Below are 16,264 nucleotides of genomic sequence, written 5' to 3'. Positions count from 1 at the left end.
AGTTCCTCCTGTTACGAGATCGAAATTGATCCATGGAGAATTGTAACAGCAAGAGTGTTGCGTTTCGCGGCGAGTTGCACCAGAATCCGTAACAGACCCGTTGTAGGGGACCGGAGGGGCAAGATGAGCAAGCTGGACGAGGTGCTAGCGCGCGCTCGCGCGCGCGCCCACTATTCGCAGGACGATGTGGGCGCAGCGCTCGGCATCAACAGAGTGATGGTGTCCTACTGGGAGGCCGGCACTCGAACGCCGAACGACCGGCAGCTGAGCGCGCTAGCCCGGCTCTACGGGATCGAACCTGCTGACCTCGTGGAGGGCCGGCACGTCGAACCTGCCCCTAACGACTTGGCAGGCATGCTGCTGCGCGCGGAAGATGACATCGATCCAGGAGCCGTACCGGGCATCCGTGATTTTGTCCACTTTCTCGATCGCTTCGCCGAGCTGGCGAGAATCCTGGGCGAACCCATCCGGGGCCTGACGCAGAGCCCATTTGTGTTTCGGCAAAAGTTCACTCAGAAGGACGACATTCGTCGGAAGGCTGAGGAAGTCCGCGCGTACCTCGGACTCGGCTCTGGCCCGATTTCGGACTTGGACCCGGTATGCGAGACGCTGGGTGTCGCCGTCTACCGAGCGCCCCTTGGATCAGATCTAAGTCGAGCGCCGTCTGGGGCCTTCTTGAGTCATCCCGAGGTTGGGTATGCGATTCTCGTGAACCTCGACATGACGCCGGGACGGCGGAGGTTCACCGTTGCGCACGAACTGGCCCACGCTTTGTTCCACAGCAACGAGACCAACCGCGTGCTCTCGCACGGCAGAGGGCCGCGGGAGAGCTTCGCCGACGCATTCGCTGGCGAATTCCTGATGCCGAGCGAGGGCATTCGACGCTTCGCCGAGGAGGTCGGGCTACCACCCCGCATCGTCGATCCAATCGACATCGTTCACATGCAGCGGTACTTCAAGGTCTCCTGGCCGACCGCGCTGGTGCGGTTGCGCCAGATGAGTGCAATACCACCTGACAGGTATGAGGAACTCAGGGCCTCAGTGCGTCCGGTCTCGCTCGCACGCGCGCTCGGCTACACGATCCACCCCGAAGAGGATGCGCAAGATGCCGAGCGGTGGCGAATACAGCGCTTCCCCATGTCGTTTCGTCGGATGCTGCGCCAAGCGGTCGTGACGGAAGTCATGTCGCCGCCGACTGCCGCCTCGTTCGCCGGGCTGGCGGTTCCCGACATTGTGCAGATCCTGGGCCAACCTCTCGGCGGCGCCGAGCAAGAATCGCCGTACCTCCAAACAGAGTTCAACGAATTCGAGGCCTCTGGCGTTGTCTGAGAACTCGCACATCATCGACACCGTGGTGCTGATGTATTTCCTGCTCGTCGGGCAGGAAAGGCTCCTAGGGGAACTCCTCGGCAAACCGCTCCAAGTTCCCTTGGCGGTCTACGACCCAGATGATCGGACGCCTCAGGCGGGAACGGTGCCAAGGTCGGAGTTCTTGTCGGAAATGCGGCAGTCGGTGAGGCACTACGAGAGCGGGGCAGCGTACGCCGAAGAAGAAGAAGCCGTAGACCACGAGATCGAGTCGTTCACCAGGATCAAACGTGTCGATGATCTCTACGACGACGGCGATCTCGTACCCGTATCGATGACCTCGGATGAACGATCGCTGGCCGCACGTCTCCAGAGCAGTGAAGTTGCCACCTACGGACTCAAGGTCGCGCTGGGGCCCGGCGAGGCGGCGTGCGTCGCGATCTCGTATCAACGTGGGTGGACAATCGCGACGGACGATGCTGATGCTCTCAAGGTGCTCGACCGACTGCACGGTGCTCGGGATTATCCCTACGAACGCATCCGCAAGCTGCTCAAACGCGCTGCGAACGAAGGCCGCGTCACACGCGAGGACGCGAGTCGGCTCCACGGCGAGATGCGTTCGCTCGGATTTTGGGACACCGGTCAGTTGTTCGACTGATCGCCTCGTCGTGGCGCTCGCTACGAGCCCCTGCGACGTCGTCGCGACGTGGACTTGCCGTGACGGCCACAATGGGGCGTTCCTGCGAAAGGATGAGCGTGGCGACAGATCTTGGTGAACTGCAGCGCAAGCTCTGGGAGACGGCGGACCAGTTGCGGGCCAACTCCGGGCTGAAGGCGTCGGAGTACGCCTCGCCAGTGCTGGGGCTGATCTTTTTGAGGTACGCCGACCAGCGATTCGCCCAGGCAGCTGATGCGGTGGGGCCGGGCTCCGACCGTCGTCCGACCGGGCCCGAGGACTATCAAGCCGCAGGGGCTTTGTATCTCCCCATGGAATCCCGGTTCGAGACCCTGCTCGATCTGCCAGAGGGCGCCGACATCGGCAAGGCGATCAACCAAGCCATGGGCGGCATCGAAATCTTCAATCCAGCTCTCCAAGCTGTCCTGCCGAAGGACTACTCCCGCATCCCCGACGACATTCTGGGCGAGCTCCTGCGGCTGCTGAAAACACTGCCAAAGGCGATCGAGGGTGACGGGTTCGGGTTGATCTACGAGTACTTCCTCGGCAACTTCGCTTTCTCTGAAGGTCAGAAGGGCGGCGAGTTCTTCACGCCGACCTCGATCGTGCGGCTCATCGTGGAGATCCTGGAACCATTCCACGGCAAGATCTACGACCCTGCCTGTGGCTCAGGCGGCATGTTCGTGCAATCTGCTCACTTCGTCGAACGTCACCGTCACGATCCCGGCCAAGAATTGTCGATCTACGGTCAGGAGAAGATTGGCGACACCGTCCGCCTAGCCAAGATGAACCTCGCCGTGCACGGGCTCGACGGCGACATACGAGAAGGCAACACCTACTACGAGGACCTCCACGATTCGGTTGGCAAGTTTGACTTCGTCATGGCGAACCCGCCGTTCAACGTGAACAAGATCGATAAGACCAAGCTCGAAGACGATCCGCGGTTCCCGTTCGGCTTGCCGAAGCCCGACAACGGCAACTACCTGTGGATCCAGACGTTCTACTCCGCTCTCAACGACACCGGGCGGACTGGGTTCGTCATGGCCAACTCAGCGTCAGACGCCCGCGGCAGCGAACTCGAGATCCGTCGCAAGCTTGTCGAGGACCGCAGCGTGGACGTGATCGTCGCCGTCGGGACAAACATGTTCTACACCGTCACCCTTCCGGTGACCCTGTGGTTCCTCGACCGCGGAAAAAGAAGCACCGACCGAGCCGACCAGGTGCTCTTCATCGATGCCCGCGAGATCTATAACCAGATCGACCGAGCCCACCGAGACTGGACGCCACAACAAGTTGAGTTCCTCGCCAACATCGTTCGGCTCTGGCGGGGCAAGAAGCCTGAGTTCGACGCAGGAAGCGAGAAATTGCTTAACGCCGTGCTCCCCAAGGGGATGTACGAGGACGTACTGGGTCTCTGTGCGGTCGTAAGCTCCGATCAGATCGCCGAGCATGTGTGGAGCCTGAACCCAGGGCGTTACGTGGGCTACGAAGCCACCCAGGCTGTCGGCTCCAGTTTTCGCGAGCGGTTGGAAGAGCTGACCGAAGAGTTTCAGGCTCTTGCTGAGCGGTCGAGCGAGTTGACAAGACAGGTCGGTCGCAGCCTCACTACGGCCCGCACTGGCTCATGACAAATTGCTGGCCGTTCGCAAAGCTTGGTGATCACATCGACCTTCTGGCTGGCTATGCATTCAAGAGCCGAGACTTCACCGAGGAGGCCGATGACATCAAGCTATTGCGAGGGGCGAATATCGGTCAGGGATGCTTGAAGTGGGATCGGGAGCGACGGTGGCCCCGGTCGAGGGCTGCCGAGCACTGCAAATTTGAGCTTGCCGCGAACGACATCGTGCTGGCGATGGATCGCCCATGGATCGAAGCGGGACTCAAATGGTCGGTTGTCCGTGAGCCGGATCTGCCGATGCTGTTGGTTCAGCGAGTCGCGCGGCTGCGTGCGACTGGGCCGCTTAGTCAGCACTACCTCAGGTACATGATTGGAAGTCCTCAATTCGAAGCGTACGTGCGACCGATTGTTACGGGAGTAAACGTTCCGCACATAAGTCCAACACAGATTCGTGACTTCTCATTCGGGCTCCCGCCACGTGGTATTCAGGACTCCATATCTGGCCTTCTCCGTCCGATGGATGATCTGATCGAGAACAATCGGCGGCGGATTGAAATCTTGGAGGAGATGGCTCGATTGCTGTATCGGGAGTGGTTCGTGCACTTTCGGTTCCCTGACCATGAGGATGTTGAGTTAGTCGACTCCGACCTCGGCCTAATCCCCAATGGCTGGGGTCAAACCTGTCTAGGCGAGGAAATCGATCTACAGCGGCTTAATATTCGTCCGTTCGAGTATCCGGACGAGGAGTTTGACCATTATTCGATTCCGGCATTTGATGATCGAAGGTTTCCTTCGGTTGAGTCCGGCGCGGAGATAAGAAGCGGCAAGTACCTCTTATTGGGCGAGAGCGTGATGGTCTCCAAGCTCAATCCGCGATTTCCAAGAGTTTGGCGCGTGGATCGTTCAGCCCTCGTTCGACGCGCTGTCGCGTCGACAGAGTTTCTCGTGCTAGTGGAGCCCGCCAGATGGACGCTCGCCTATGTGCATGGACTCGTCACTTCTACCGACTTCGCAACTCGATTGGCAACGACGGCGGGAGGAACCTCGACAAGTCATCAGCGCGTGAAACCCACTGATGTCATGAACATGGTCGTAGTGCAACCACCCGAAGAGGTGATGCAGCTATTCACACGACAAGTAGAGCCGATGTTGAGGCTTGCCGATAATCTCATCCAACAGATCGAAGTTCTGCGAGACGTTCGAGATCTACTGCTTCCGCGCCTCGTCACGGGTGAGCTCGACGTGTCGGAGCTTGTCCTGAAGTTGGAGGCGTTGGGGGTGTGAGCGCGGGGCGTCTGACCGAGGATGAGCTGGTTGAGCAGCCAGCTCTGCAGCTGCTGTCGCAGTTGGGCTGGGAGGTGGCGTCGGGGTTTGAGGAGACTTTGGGCCCGACAGGCACCCTCGGCCGCGATGCCCAATCGGAGCCAGTCCTCGGTCATCGGCTCCGAGACTCGCTGCGCAACCTGAACCCCGGTCTGCCGGTTGCGGTGCTTGATGAGGCTGCGGAGAAGCTGGTCGAGGATCGGTCGGCGATGGATCGGGTACGGGCGAACCGCGAGGTCTACGACTTGCTGCACGAGGGCGCCAAGGTCGAGACGACCGACAGCGGTGGCAAGCGCCAGACAGTCAAGGTCCGGTTCATTGACTGGAACCTAGCCGACGAGAACGACTGGCTCGCGGTCTCGCAGTTCTGGATCATCGGCGACATGTACAAGCGGCGTGCCGACGTGGTCCTGTTCGTCAACGGCATCCCGCTGGTGTTCATCGAGCTCAAGGCTTCGCACAAGAACGTCCGCGACGCTTTCGACGCCAACCTTCGCGACTACCGCGACACCGTCCCGCATCTGTTCTGGTTCAACGCCTTCGTCATCCTCTCCAATGGTGCCGAGACAAGAGTCGGCTCCACGTTCGCGCCTTGGGCCAACTTCGCCGAGTGGAAGAAGATCAACTCCGAGGGCGAGCAAGGCGTCGTCTCGTTGGAGACTGCGCTGAGAGGCACATGCGAACCGCACCGGCTGCTCGACTTGGCCGAGAACTTCGTCGCCTTCACCGAGCGCCCTGGAGGCCTCGTCAAGGCGTTCGCCAAGAACCACCAATTCCTCGGAGTGAACAACTCGTTGGAGGCGCTGCGAGAGCTGAAGCAGCGGGAGGGCCGGCTCGGGGTGTTCTGGCACACCCAGGGTTCGGGCAAGTCGCTGTCGATGCTGTGGTTCACCCAGAAAGTGCTGCGCAAGGAGCCCGGCAACTGGACGTTCGTCTTGGTGACCGACCGCAAGGAGCTCGACGAGCAGCTGTACGAGCAGTTCGCCGATTCCGGAGTGATCACCACCGGCCAAGAGGTCCACGCCGAGACGTCGGCCCATCTGCGCGGGCTGTTGGCACAGGACCACCGGTACGTGTTCACGCTGATCCACAAGTTCATCCCGCCGGAGAAGGGCCAGCCGATGCCGGTGCTGTCTGAGCGCGACGACATCGTGGTGATCACCGACGAGGCCCACCGCTCCCAGTACGACACGCTGGCCGCCAACATGCGCCTGGCGTTGCCCAACGCCTCGTTCCTGGGGTTCACCGGTACCCCGCTCATCGCCGGCGAGGAAGAGCAGACCCGTCGGGTGTTCGGCGACTACGTGTCGATCTACAACTTCCGGGACTCGATCTCCGACGGCGCCACGGTTCCGCTCTACTACGAGAACCGCATCCCCGAGCTGCAGCTCACCAACGATGACTTCGACGATGACCTCGAAGACCTGCTCGAGGCGGCCGAGTTGGACGAGGCACAGGAGCGGGCGGTTGCGCGACGGTTCTCACAGCAGTACGAGCTGATCACGCGTCCGCAGCGGCTCCGTGAGATTGCCGCGGACCTGGTCCATCACTTCGTCAACCGGGGCTTTCGGGGCAAGGCCATGTACGTGGCCATCGACAAGGCCACCGCCGTGCGGATGTACGACCTGGTCGAAGCCGAATGGGCCCGCTATCTGGCCGAGCTCGAGGACCGACTGGCGGACACCGCCGAGTTGGAGCGCCCGCATCTGGAGTTGCTCATCGAGTTCATGCGCTCGACCGACATGGCTGTGGTGGTGTCGCAGGCCCAGAACGAAGTGGCCCACATGGCCGACGCCGGGCTCAACATCGCCAAACACCGCAAGCGGATGGTGGACGAAGACCTCGACTCGAAGTTCAAGGACCCCGACGACCCATTCCGTCTCGTGTTCGTGTGCGCCATGTGGCTGACCGGGTTCGATTCGCCGTCGACGTCGTCGGTCTACCTCGACAAGCCGATGCGCAACCACACGCTGATGCAGACCATCGCCCGGGCCAACCGGGTGTTTCCCGACAAGGACAACGGCCTCATCGTCGACTACGTGGGCGTGTTTCGGAACCTCGAGAAGGCCCTCGCCATCTACGGCGCCGACCGCACCGGCTCGGGCGTCGATTCGCCGATCCGGCCCAAGGACGACTTGGTCGATGAGTTAAACGCAGCGCTTGCGGAGGCCGCCGAGTTCTCCGAGGCCCATGACATTGACCTCGACGACATGGAGGGCGCTCGGGGCTTCGAGTTCATCGCCCTGCAGAAGGCGGCCGTCGAGTCGCTGCTGATCGACGAGCAGACTCGCCGCCGGTACGTGTCGTTGGCCCGCCAGGTCCGCAAGACCTTCAAGGCGCTGCTGCCGGATCCTGCGGCAATGGCCGTCACCCACCGGGTGGCGGTGATCCGGTCGATGGCGTCGAAGATCGAGTCGTCGTCGGAGTCGCCTGACATCCGCGGCGTGATGGACTCAGTGTCGGAACTGCTGGACCGGTCGGTGGGGGCCAGGGAGTACATCATCCGCAGCGCCGGTGGGGCCGATCCGCTGATCGATCTCAACCAGCTCAACTTCGAACAGCTCGCCCTGCGCTTCGCCGCCAACAAGCGCACTGCGGCCAAGGCGATCGAGAAGGATCTTGAGCAGCGGCTTGACGAAGCGGTGCGCAAGAACCCGACCCGGCTGGAGTTGGCCGAGCGGTTCCGCCGGCTGATCGAGGAGTACAACGCCGGCGCCCACAATCTGGAGGAGTTCCTCCGCCGGCTCAAGGCCATCAACGACGAGCTGACCGAAGAAGAACAGCGTGCGGTTCGCGAAGACGCAAGTGAGGCCGAGCTAGCGATTCTTGATCTGCTCACCAAGCCCGAGCCGGAGTTGAACGCCACCGAGGCGATGAAGGTGAAGGCCGCGGCGACGAAGCTGTTGGAGCACATTGAGGAGAAGCTGGTTCTCGACTGGAAGCGCCGTCAGCAAACTCGCTCGGCTGTGCGGGTCGCAGTCGGCACCGTCCTCGACGCCGAGCTGCCCGACATCTACGGTCCGGAACTCTTCGACCAGAAGGTCGATGCCGTCTACGGCCACATCTACGCCAGCTACTTCGACGATGGCGGTAGCGTCTACGACACTCCCGGTGCTGCTGCCGACGCGGGGATGGCTGTCGCGACACTGCCGACCAGGGCCGAGGAGGTCACAGACGATCTCCTGACCCAGGTCCGCGCCGACCCCGAGCTGTTCGCCCGCCTCGTGGAAACCGTCTTCGGCGCGAGTGCGACCTGGGCCTGCCCCACCGAAGAGCTTCTGATCGACGACGAAACCCGAACGGTCGAGTACAAGCAGACCGCTCGCTGGAACGTGCGCGAGCAGCGCCGGGATACAGCGATGGAGCAAGTCATCGTGAAGACGGTCGCCGGAATGCTGAACGACCGCGGCGGCACCCTGCTGATCGGCGTGACCGACAACCGAGAACCCGTCGGCCTCGACAACGACTACGCCCAGGTGAGACCGGCCGACGCCGACGGCTACGTGAACTGGCTCGACACTCTGTTCGAAACCACTCTCGGCCACACCGGCGCCAGCCGCCTCGACATCCGCATCGACCGCATCAACGGCCACGATATCTGCCGCATCGACATCCCCGCCAGCTCCCGCCCCATCTGGGTCAAGAACCCGAACGGCGCCGACACCCTCTACCAGCGTCGCAACAATTCAACCCGTGCAATCTCCGCCGGCGAGATTGATGACTCCCTCACCGACCGCTTTGGCGGGCAAAGTCAGTCGAGTCGCTGACTCCAACAGTCCTGGTCAGCGCCACATGCGAACACGGCTCCGAAGTTCGAGCCTTCGCGGTTTTGTGGGATCGGGCTGCTGGGCTCGGTGTTGTCAGGCTGTGTGATGAGGATGCCGCGGGCTTCGAAGTTGGCGTAGTTGGTGAATCGGTGGGCTTTGCGGCGCAGGACCTGCAGCAGGTTGTCGGTCCGGTCGATTCGGCCGTTGGGGGGCCGTCGGGCTCGGTGCCAGTCGAGGATTTCCTCGTGCCAGGCGAGGAACGTGTCGACGATGTCGCTGAACTCGGGTATCTGGCCGGTGCGGTAGATGTCCGCGAACCGGTCGAGCGCTTCGAGGGCGCCTTTTCGGTCCTTGGCGAGGTAGAGGCCGTGCAGCTCGCCGAGCGCTGCCCATGCAGCCTTGAGCCTCGGGTGGGCGGCGAAGAGGCCGTCGAGGCGTGCTCGCTCGGCGGCGTCGAGCGTGTCGGGGCGGCCCATGAGCAAGAACCGTGCCCGGAACACTTCGGGGTCGAACGCCGGCTTGGAGCCCTCGGGGCGGCGCTGGACGTCGCGGCGCACCGCGGTCAGCCCCGCTGCGAACCATCTGATGACCCGGTACCGGTCCAGCACGTGGCGGGCGTGGCCGAGCCGCCGTTCGATTGCTGCCTTGTATGGCTTCGAGCCGTCGGACACCACGACCTTCACGCCCTTGCACCATCTGTGCCCCTGGGAGGCCAGGAACCCCGACAGCGCCTGGGCGTTGCGGTGGGGCACCATCGCGAGCACCTCGCCGGTGTCGCCGTTCACGAGCACCGTCACGTACCGGTGCCCACGGCGGATCGAGGTCCCCTCCACCAAAAGCAGCCGGCATCTCCGCCGCCGCCGGCGGTCCGCGACCAGCCCCGCATAGACGACCACCAGCGCATTGACCAGACCCCAGCCCAGCCGGCGGCGGCGGGCCGCCGCGTTGACCGTCATCGCCCGCGCGTCCTGGACCACACGACGGGCCAGCCGGGCCGTGAGACGGCCCTCGAACGCCGGGCGGTCCTCGCAGAACCGACCGCCGCACGGCCCCCACACCAGCCGCCGCCGCTGCCACACCAGCGTCACCGGCCGACCCGACACCTCCAGATCGCGCACCTTGTTGTCGCGGCGGTCATGCACCCGCCCGCTCGGCGTCGCGCAGCGCGGGCACTTCGCACCCAGCACTGTCGAGACGACCCCCACCGCCAGCCGCTCGGGCAAGTCGACCAACACCCCCAGCACCCCCACCTGCGCCAGCCACAGCCGCACCCACACAACATCTCTCGCCATCGAGACCCTCCAGGGTACGGCGTCTGCAAACACCGATCCCAGCAGGGCCTCGACCCCTGCCCAAGGACCCTCAACCCACCGTCATCCCAAAAAATCGCGAAGAGCCCGAAGTTCAGACCCGCCGCGACATCGCCAAATGGATCACCGACTGGCACAACACCCGACGGCTCCACAGCACCCTCAACATGACCAGCCCCATCGACTACGAAAAAGCCAATACTGACTGACCAACCCTCCACAATTTGGGGGGAAGCCCACTAATCCGTCGGTATTGGTTGCGCGGAGTCTGGCCTGACGTTTGACACATACACAGGTGACGACACGTTCACCAATAGAGTCGCGGCAGTCTAAGATCCTTTTCGCTTCGCGGTTGGCGAAGACTAGCTTGACCCGTGACGTACACCCGGCGAGAGTCTGCTGATTCAGAAAGGCGGCTCTTCGTCGAGACCGTGAGTAGCGTCGATTCTGGTTTCGATCGCAGAGATGTGTCGGTCGAAGGAGAAGGCTTCTTGCAGTTGCCGGTTCTCTTTCTCGGCATTGCGTAGTCTTTCGACCTGATCTCGTGAGACTAGCGAGGCCTCTTCGTCGAGAATCTGGGACAGTTGATTCGCCTGCTTAAATGAAGTCGCATCGATCAGCCCGTTTACTATGGCCTCCGTCAGTCTTCCGGCGGTCCTCTTGTCTTTCAACAGTATCAGGACAAGCCCTCTTGCGAGGTCCTTCGGTTGTAGGTCGACTGCATTGTTCACAGCTTGTACTGAGCCAAAGAAACCGTATGGGAGGAGGTCATATTGAATTGGCACGACAGGGATCCCACGACCCAAAGCAATTCCGACTTCTTGATCGCACCAATCGCTCTTGCGGAATCCGTCGTGAAGAAGGCCCGCCAGTGCATCGCAGGAACGTAGCGCTGACTCAATGACTACTTGCCATTCTTTGCCCGCTTGAATGTCATCATGCGCGACGAAGGCGTCGACGCCAAAATAGCGGAGGTGAGATTTTAGAGTGTGAGCGATCTGCTTTCTCTTGGCCAGATGCGTCAGGAACAGCCGGAAACCCTCGCCTTCCCAAGGCTCATCGCTGGGGCGAGGATGTCCCATGAGGTACTGATCGATGGCAGAGAGATTGTCGTCGTCTCCCTGCTTTAGGCAGTCAATGACATATGCGTCCTTGGTTCCGTTCCATTCCCAACGGATCGGAAAACCAAACTGTTCCAGGACGAGATCGATAATGGTCCAGTCATCCTCTGAACCGAGTCGAGTCGCTACGCGTCTGATGACGTCGACTCGTTGACCTGGTTGCATGCTTGAATGCTATAGGTCATAGACACTGGACGTGTTCGGTGAGAGTGCCTCGGAGTTCGTCAGTCAGATTGCGCCTTCCGCATTGGCAACAGTTCGCGCAATATGGGCCCGAGCCGGATTGGTGCCCTGTGTCAGGTCGTCGGTGACGGTTTCCGCGGGCAAACGTGCTACCCCGCGACAGGTCTGGCGTAGAGCGTGGCTGCACGACGTGGAGACAGCAAGACTCTCGGATGTCTCGATGCCGAAGCCGAGACGCCGATGTCGCAGAAGCCAGTTCGCGGAGGCAGGATTGGGGGCATGGTGCATTCGGGACGGGTGATTGATCTGCCGGTCGAGGTGATCGGCGACGTTGAGACGGTGTGGCGGGCGGTGGCGACGAGGCCGGGAATCTCGTCGTGGTGGGTGCCGCACACCATCGAGGAAAGGACCGAGGGAGCTGCGATCGTGTCGTTCGGACCGGAGCCGGAGATGCAGATCCCTGGTCGGGTCGCGGCCTGGGAGCCGCCGCATCGGGTGCCGTTCGACGGTGGCGAAGACGTCGAGGGGCTGACGTTCGAATGGATCATCGAACCCCATGACGACGGCACCTGCTCCGCGCGCCTCCACAACGCTGGCTTCGGCGACGACGATCCTCAGCACTAGGCCATGGTCGATGGCTGGAAGCTGTTAATGGCCAACCTCCAGCTCTACTTGCAGCACTTCGCTGGCCAGACCGCAACTTCCACTTTGCCGATGGTCATGTGGCAGATCACTCCCGACGAGGGCTGGGCATTGACGAGATGCCTGCTGTTGGCGACCGACTCGACGTGGGAGTGGACGACGTGACGGGGCTGGCGGGCACGGTGATCGAAACAGCCGCTCGCCGGATCACTGTGCTGACCGACCAGCCAGCACCGGGAACGGCGTTCCTGACGTCCGAGGACGCAGGCGGGTTCACGATGGTCTGCGCCTGCGACCTTGAGTCGCCTGGGCAGCATGTGATTCGTGCTGCACGCTGTCGACGATCACCCGCCGCGGCGTGACGTGGCTACAACTCGTCGAACAGGGTGGCCGGTTCTTCGACCGCGGTCTCCAGATTCGTTGCCGGGTTGGCCGGATCCGCTCGTTCGAGACGGTCGGTGACCGCTTCTTGAACCTCGGCGTTCGGAAGGCCTACTTCTCGGCAGTCGCCTGAAACTCGACGCACCTCCACCACCGGCTTGAGTGCTCTATCCACAATCTTTCCAACGGCTTCGCTGAACTCTTGCCTATCGGTGTCTCGCCACTGATCGAACACACCAAACGTCGCGGCGCTCAAGAGTCGGGTGCCATCGAGCATCAGCGTCGTCGGAGGCCGTGCCTGGCCGACCGCGGCGAGCATGTGGGTGAGTACGCGCGCCGTCAATTCCTGAAGCCCGGAAGAGCGAAGTTCTGGTTCTTGGCTGTCGTCAATACCCGGCATCCAGGGAACGAAGTAGAGGGGCCGTACATCGTTTTCCCCATCGGCTTGAAGAACGATCGGTCGGTTGGCGAGTGCGGCGCCGAGCGGGGTCGGCAGATCGGCCGGATTCGGACTCGACAAGGCGACCCCTTCGGCTTCGAGTGAGAGACCGATGGCCCCGGTTGGCGCAGCGGGAGCGTTCTCCGCGACAAGGGATTGGGCCAAGTCCTTGAGCGTCGAAGCGAGTCCGTCGGCGTCGGCGGCAGTGGTTGCGTAAAGGACGTGACCCGGCCGTTTGCCTGGCTCGGCGAGCGACGGCGCGAGGTTGAAGGCTGCGGCGATGAGCTTCAGGGCCTGTCGACGATTTGACGAGTCCGGTGAGAAGCCACGCGCCTTCAGTTCGACGATGGGCTGGACAGGGTCGCTTGAGTGCCTCAGCCAAAGGTCCGGACGACATGGCGATCGATCTGCGGAACCGGTCAGATTCGTGAGCGCCGCGATCGCCCGCTCACCGCTCGGCATGAAAACGCTTCTGCCAATGGAGCCGAGGTAGTAGCCAGCTTGCCGTAGGACCGGTTGGATCTGGCTCTCGTCAGGGAGATCTTCGAGAGCCCACAAGAACGTGTTGAGCTGGAAGACCTGATCCGAGAGAAGTGAGGATGCGTCGGTCATGCGGCGGCCAGCATGGAATTCTCGACAGCAGTTTCGTAGCGCTCGTTTCCGAGCCATACGTCCACGCTTGGGTCGAGGAGGCGCTGGACGTTGGTCACTAGCCGGTGGATCGTGTTGCCGCAGGTCCCGCGAGGCAGGACGGCGACAAGTTGCTTGCTCGTAACTTCGAGAAGGAACGGTTGCCAGAGGTGACGATCGATAGCAGCGACATGGACCTTGGTCGGTCCACGTCGCGTGACATAGCCGCCGATTCGAAACCGACTGGTCCGGCGTTCAAGTCCGAGATCGACGAATCGATTGAATGTCGCCTCGCTCAAGGGTTGACGGAACTGGATGGTGACCGGCGCGCCCTTAACCGTGAAGCCGTCCTCACCAACCTCGGTTGTGTCGACCCAGAGCTGATCTTCAGAGTGCTCGGTGATGCGCCGATACAGACCGAGGACCTGTGCAACTGCCGCCCGATGCTCAACGAACGAGTCACTTCGATTGGTCGCGTGGCCGTCGTGGTAGAGCAGGTGGCCGCCCCTGCTCCCGCTGGGGATCTGCAACTGAACGAGCGAATGCATCGGGTCGTACAGGGTCAGGAAGTGCGGCAGTTTCTCTTGAAGGACACCTAGCCGCTCGGTGAGCGCCACCTTCGACCGTCGGCGCTCGACAAACCCTTGAGCCGCTTCGTCGTCGGCCGGCTCTTCGCCGTCGACCTCGGCCGCATCTGTGTCACCGAGGTCGGAGGCGGTCTCATACCACGCTTCGTGCTCGAAACCGAGGCGGACGTAGCGGTGGGCTGGCGTGGTGCGTTGCACGTACTTCCAGAGTTCGAACAGAATCGGCGACGAGAGCCAGAGCCGGTCCAGCCACGGGTTGCGGTCGACGACCTGCCGAACCCACTTGTTGCTGTCGTCAGCGGCCAGCGTCGTATAGAACACCGGATGCCGCTCTTCGAGCGATTCCAGCAGTCCGACGACGCGACCCTCGTGAGTTGCGTCCTCGACGCGGTAGAGCGTGTCGTCGAGGCGATGCAACTGAACGTGAGGCGGGAAGAGCGCCGTCAGCGCCGGGGTCGCGTGGTCGTGCCGGGCTGTCTCAAGCATGTAGGTCTTGAGCAGTTTTCGAGTCAACCTGCCATCACGAAGCTCGGCCACCGTGGGCTCGGTGTAACCCTCGAGGTGGTCGACGAACGCTTCTCGGGACTGGAGCCGGGGCAAGTATCCAGAATCCGTCGCCATGGCTCGTCAAGCGTACGCAGTTGCGGAGTTGGCCACGAGACGGGCAGGCTGGGGGGATGGCGAGCACGGGACGGGTGATCGATCTCTCGGTCGAGGTGATCGGCGACGTGGAGACGGTGTGGCGGGCGGTGGCGACGGGGCCGGGGATCTCGTCGTGGTATGTGCCGCACACCATCGAGGAGCGGACTGGGGGAGCGGCGACGGCGTCGTTCGGGCCGGAGCCCGAGATGCAGATCGCAGGCCGGGTCGCGGCCTGGGAGCCGCCGCAGCGGGTGCTGTTCGATGGGGGTGAAGGCGTCGAGGGGCTGACGTTCGAGTGGACGATCGCGCCGCACGACGACGGCACCTGCACCGTGCGCCTCCACAACGCCGGATTCGGCGACGACGACCCGCAGTACGAGGCCATGGTCGACGGCTGGAAACTATTCATGGCCAACCTCCAGCTCCACCTGGAGCACTTCCCCGGACAGGCTGCGACCTCTGCATTGCCGATGGCCATGTGGTCGGTGAGTCCCGACGAGGGGTGGGCGATCCTCGCGGGCGGGTTGGGCATCGACGAGATGCCCGAGGTCGGCCATCGTCTCGAGGTGGCTGCCGACGACGTGGCGAAGCTGGCAGGCACGGTGATCGACACGGCCGCCCGCCGGATCACCCTGCTGGTCGACGAACCAGCGCCCGGCACGGCCTTCCTGACATCGGAGGACGGTGGCGGATTCACGATGGTCTCGGCCTGGCTGTACCTCTACGGACCCGATGGCGCCGCCGCGGCTGAGCGCGACGACCCCCGCTGGCGACAGTGGCTCGCCGACCGCGTTCCGGCAACCGGATGATCCGTGGCACAATTGTGCCCATGACCACTGAATCGCTGAGAACAGTGAGGGACCGCTTCTCAGACTTCGTCGAGCGAGTCCACAGCCACCACGAACGGATCGTCATCACTCGCAACGGAACGCCTGCGGCCGTCCTCATGAGTCCCGAGGATCTTGAGTCGATCGAGGAGACGCTGGCGATCCTGTCCGACCCGGATGCGATGCGGGAGATTGCGCTGGCCGAGCGTGAGATAGCCGAAGGCAACGTCGTGCGCGGCGTGGAGGCTGTCAGGGCGCTTCGGCCACGGTGAATGCGGCGCCGTACCGCATCGTTATCGCACGCTCCGCGGCCGCCGCGATCGCCGAGCAGCTTCCCGAATCGGTCGCTTCGGCCATTGTCGAGTTGATCACAGGAGCTTTGGCTGAGGCGCCGCGCAGGGTCGGGACGCCGTTGCGCGATGACCTTGAAGGCAAGTGGACTGCGCGTCGCGGCACGTACCGAGTCGTGTATCGCATTGACGATATGCAGCGCGAGATCGTGGTGCTTCGGGTGGCACACCGCCGAGACGCGTACCGGAGCCTCGGTAGCTGAGGACTCCCAGCGGCCTCGAGGGGCGGCGGTTCCCACCTTGCCGCCGCCGATCAGCGCCAGGATGCGGAACTTCAGCCCCACCCCCTCGTCGGACTCGTTCACGTAGATGTTGGTCATCGTGTGGGTGCGGGGATGCTCGGCTTCGTCGGCCGACCGAGACGACCCTTGCTGGCGAGCCTGGCGCGCCACCCGCGCCCCAACTCCTGATTGAACCGCTGTGAGCCGCCAGCGACACGCGATGTGTGAGACTTGACAGG

15 protein-coding genes are annotated in these 16,264 nt (G+C 62.8%); 11 read left to right on the top strand and 4 right to left on the bottom strand.

All coding sequences use genetic code 11. The features are described 5' to 3' along the window. The first annotated feature begins 123 nt into the window (after positions 1-123). The 5 genes from ACOCMM_RS17965 (at position 124) to ACOCMM_RS17945 (ending at position 8,692) form a co-directional block, all read left to right on the top strand. Positions 124-1,329: a helix-turn-helix domain-containing protein gene (locus ACOCMM_RS17965; protein ID WP_419554502.1), complete on the top strand. Its 1,206-nt coding sequence runs from the start codon at positions 124-126 to the stop codon at positions 1,327-1,329. After that, entirely contained in the window at positions 1,322-1,966 is a 645-nt protein-coding gene (locus ACOCMM_RS17960) for a hypothetical protein (protein WP_419554501.1), read from the top strand. Before ACOCMM_RS17965 ends, ACOCMM_RS17960 begins: the two co-directional genes overlap by 8 nt. Positions 1,967-2,058: 92 nt before the next feature. Beyond that, positions 2,059-3,612 (top strand): type I restriction-modification system subunit M, encoded by a 1,554-nt coding sequence (locus tag ACOCMM_RS17955; RefSeq protein WP_419554500.1) that lies wholly within the window; start codon positions 2,059-2,061, stop codon positions 3,610-3,612. Beyond that, on the top strand, positions 3,609-4,886 hold the full coding sequence (locus tag ACOCMM_RS17950) for a hypothetical protein (RefSeq protein ID WP_419554499.1): 1,278 nt from the start codon (positions 3,609-3,611) through the stop codon (positions 4,884-4,886). The genes ACOCMM_RS17955 and ACOCMM_RS17950 overlap by 4 nt, the downstream gene beginning before the upstream one ends. Then, entirely contained in the window at positions 4,883-8,692 is a 3,810-nt protein-coding gene (locus ACOCMM_RS17945; protein ID WP_419554498.1) for an HsdR family type I site-specific deoxyribonuclease, read from the top strand. Before ACOCMM_RS17950 ends, ACOCMM_RS17945 begins: the two co-directional genes overlap by 4 nt. On the opposite strand, the gene ACOCMM_RS17940 is transcribed toward ACOCMM_RS17945, so the two are convergent. Further along, positions 8,677-9,984 (bottom strand): ISL3 family transposase, encoded by a 1,308-nt coding sequence (locus ACOCMM_RS17940; RefSeq protein WP_419554497.1) that lies wholly within the window; start codon positions 9,982-9,984, stop codon positions 8,677-8,679. The two genes, ACOCMM_RS17945 and ACOCMM_RS17940, sit on opposite strands and share 16 nt — an antisense overlap. A gap of 422 nt (positions 9,985-10,406) precedes the next feature. Beyond that, positions 10,407-11,288: a toll/interleukin-1 receptor domain-containing protein gene (locus ACOCMM_RS17935; RefSeq protein WP_419554496.1), complete on the bottom strand. Its 882-nt coding sequence runs from the start codon at positions 11,286-11,288 to the stop codon at positions 10,407-10,409. A 297-nt stretch (positions 11,289-11,585) separates the two neighbouring features. On the opposite strand from ACOCMM_RS17935, the gene ACOCMM_RS17930 reads away from it, so the two are divergent. Genes ACOCMM_RS17930 through ACOCMM_RS17920 form a run of 3 tightly spaced genes read left to right on the top strand, consistent with a single transcriptional unit; the run spans position 11,586 to position 12,310 of the window. Further along, positions 11,586-11,930 carry a hypothetical protein gene (locus ACOCMM_RS17930; RefSeq protein WP_419554495.1) on the top strand — a complete coding sequence of 115 codons (345 nt, stop codon included), beginning with the start codon at positions 11,586-11,588 and terminating at the stop codon, positions 11,928-11,930. Positions 11,931-11,933: 3 nt separating this feature from the next. Then, complete coding sequence (locus tag ACOCMM_RS17925) at positions 11,934-12,113, top strand: hypothetical protein (protein WP_419554494.1); 180 nt, start codon at positions 11,934-11,936, stop codon at positions 12,111-12,113. Beyond that, positions 12,068-12,310 (top strand): hypothetical protein, encoded by a 243-nt coding sequence (locus ACOCMM_RS17920; protein WP_419554493.1) that lies wholly within the window; start codon positions 12,068-12,070, stop codon positions 12,308-12,310. The genes ACOCMM_RS17925 and ACOCMM_RS17920 overlap by 46 nt, the downstream gene beginning before the upstream one ends. Before the next feature lie 5 nt (positions 12,311-12,315). On the opposite strand, the gene ACOCMM_RS17915 is transcribed toward ACOCMM_RS17920, so the two are convergent. Together ACOCMM_RS17915 and ACOCMM_RS17910 are read right to left on the bottom strand one after the other, a co-directional pair. Next, positions 12,316-13,380, bottom strand: a complete 1,065-nt coding sequence (locus tag ACOCMM_RS17915; protein WP_419554492.1) for a hypothetical protein — start codon at positions 13,378-13,380, stop codon at positions 12,316-12,318. Further along, positions 13,377-14,606: a hypothetical protein gene (locus tag ACOCMM_RS17910; protein WP_419554491.1), complete on the bottom strand. Its 1,230-nt coding sequence runs from the start codon at positions 14,604-14,606 to the stop codon at positions 13,377-13,379. Before ACOCMM_RS17910 ends, ACOCMM_RS17915 begins: the two co-directional genes overlap by 4 nt. A 56-nt stretch (positions 14,607-14,662) precedes the next feature. On the opposite strand from ACOCMM_RS17910, the gene ACOCMM_RS17905 reads away from it, so the two are divergent. From ACOCMM_RS17905 to ACOCMM_RS17895, 3 genes are read left to right on the top strand one after another with little or no spacing between them, the layout of a single operon-like run. Beyond that, positions 14,663-15,436, top strand: a complete 774-nt coding sequence (locus ACOCMM_RS17905) for an SRPBCC family protein (RefSeq protein WP_419554490.1) — start codon at positions 14,663-14,665, stop codon at positions 15,434-15,436. Positions 15,437-15,456: 20 nt separating this feature from the next. Beyond that, positions 15,457-15,726: a type II toxin-antitoxin system Phd/YefM family antitoxin gene (locus ACOCMM_RS17900; RefSeq protein ID WP_419554489.1), complete on the top strand. Its 270-nt coding sequence runs from the start codon at positions 15,457-15,459 to the stop codon at positions 15,724-15,726. Further along, positions 15,723-16,007 (top strand): type II toxin-antitoxin system RelE family toxin, encoded by a 285-nt coding sequence (locus tag ACOCMM_RS17895; RefSeq protein ID WP_419554488.1) that lies wholly within the window; start codon positions 15,723-15,725, stop codon positions 16,005-16,007. The genes ACOCMM_RS17900 and ACOCMM_RS17895 overlap by 4 nt, the downstream gene beginning before the upstream one ends. Positions 16,008-16,264: the final 257 nt, after the last annotated feature.

It is taken from the genome of Candidatus Poriferisodalis sp., from assembly GCF_965198245.1.
Taxonomy (GTDB): Bacteria; Actinomycetota; Acidimicrobiia; order Acidimicrobiales; family Poriferisodalaceae; genus Poriferisodalis.
The sequence above is the reverse complement of the archived record's forward strand: the minus strand, read 5'-3'. Positions and strand labels throughout refer to the sequence as shown.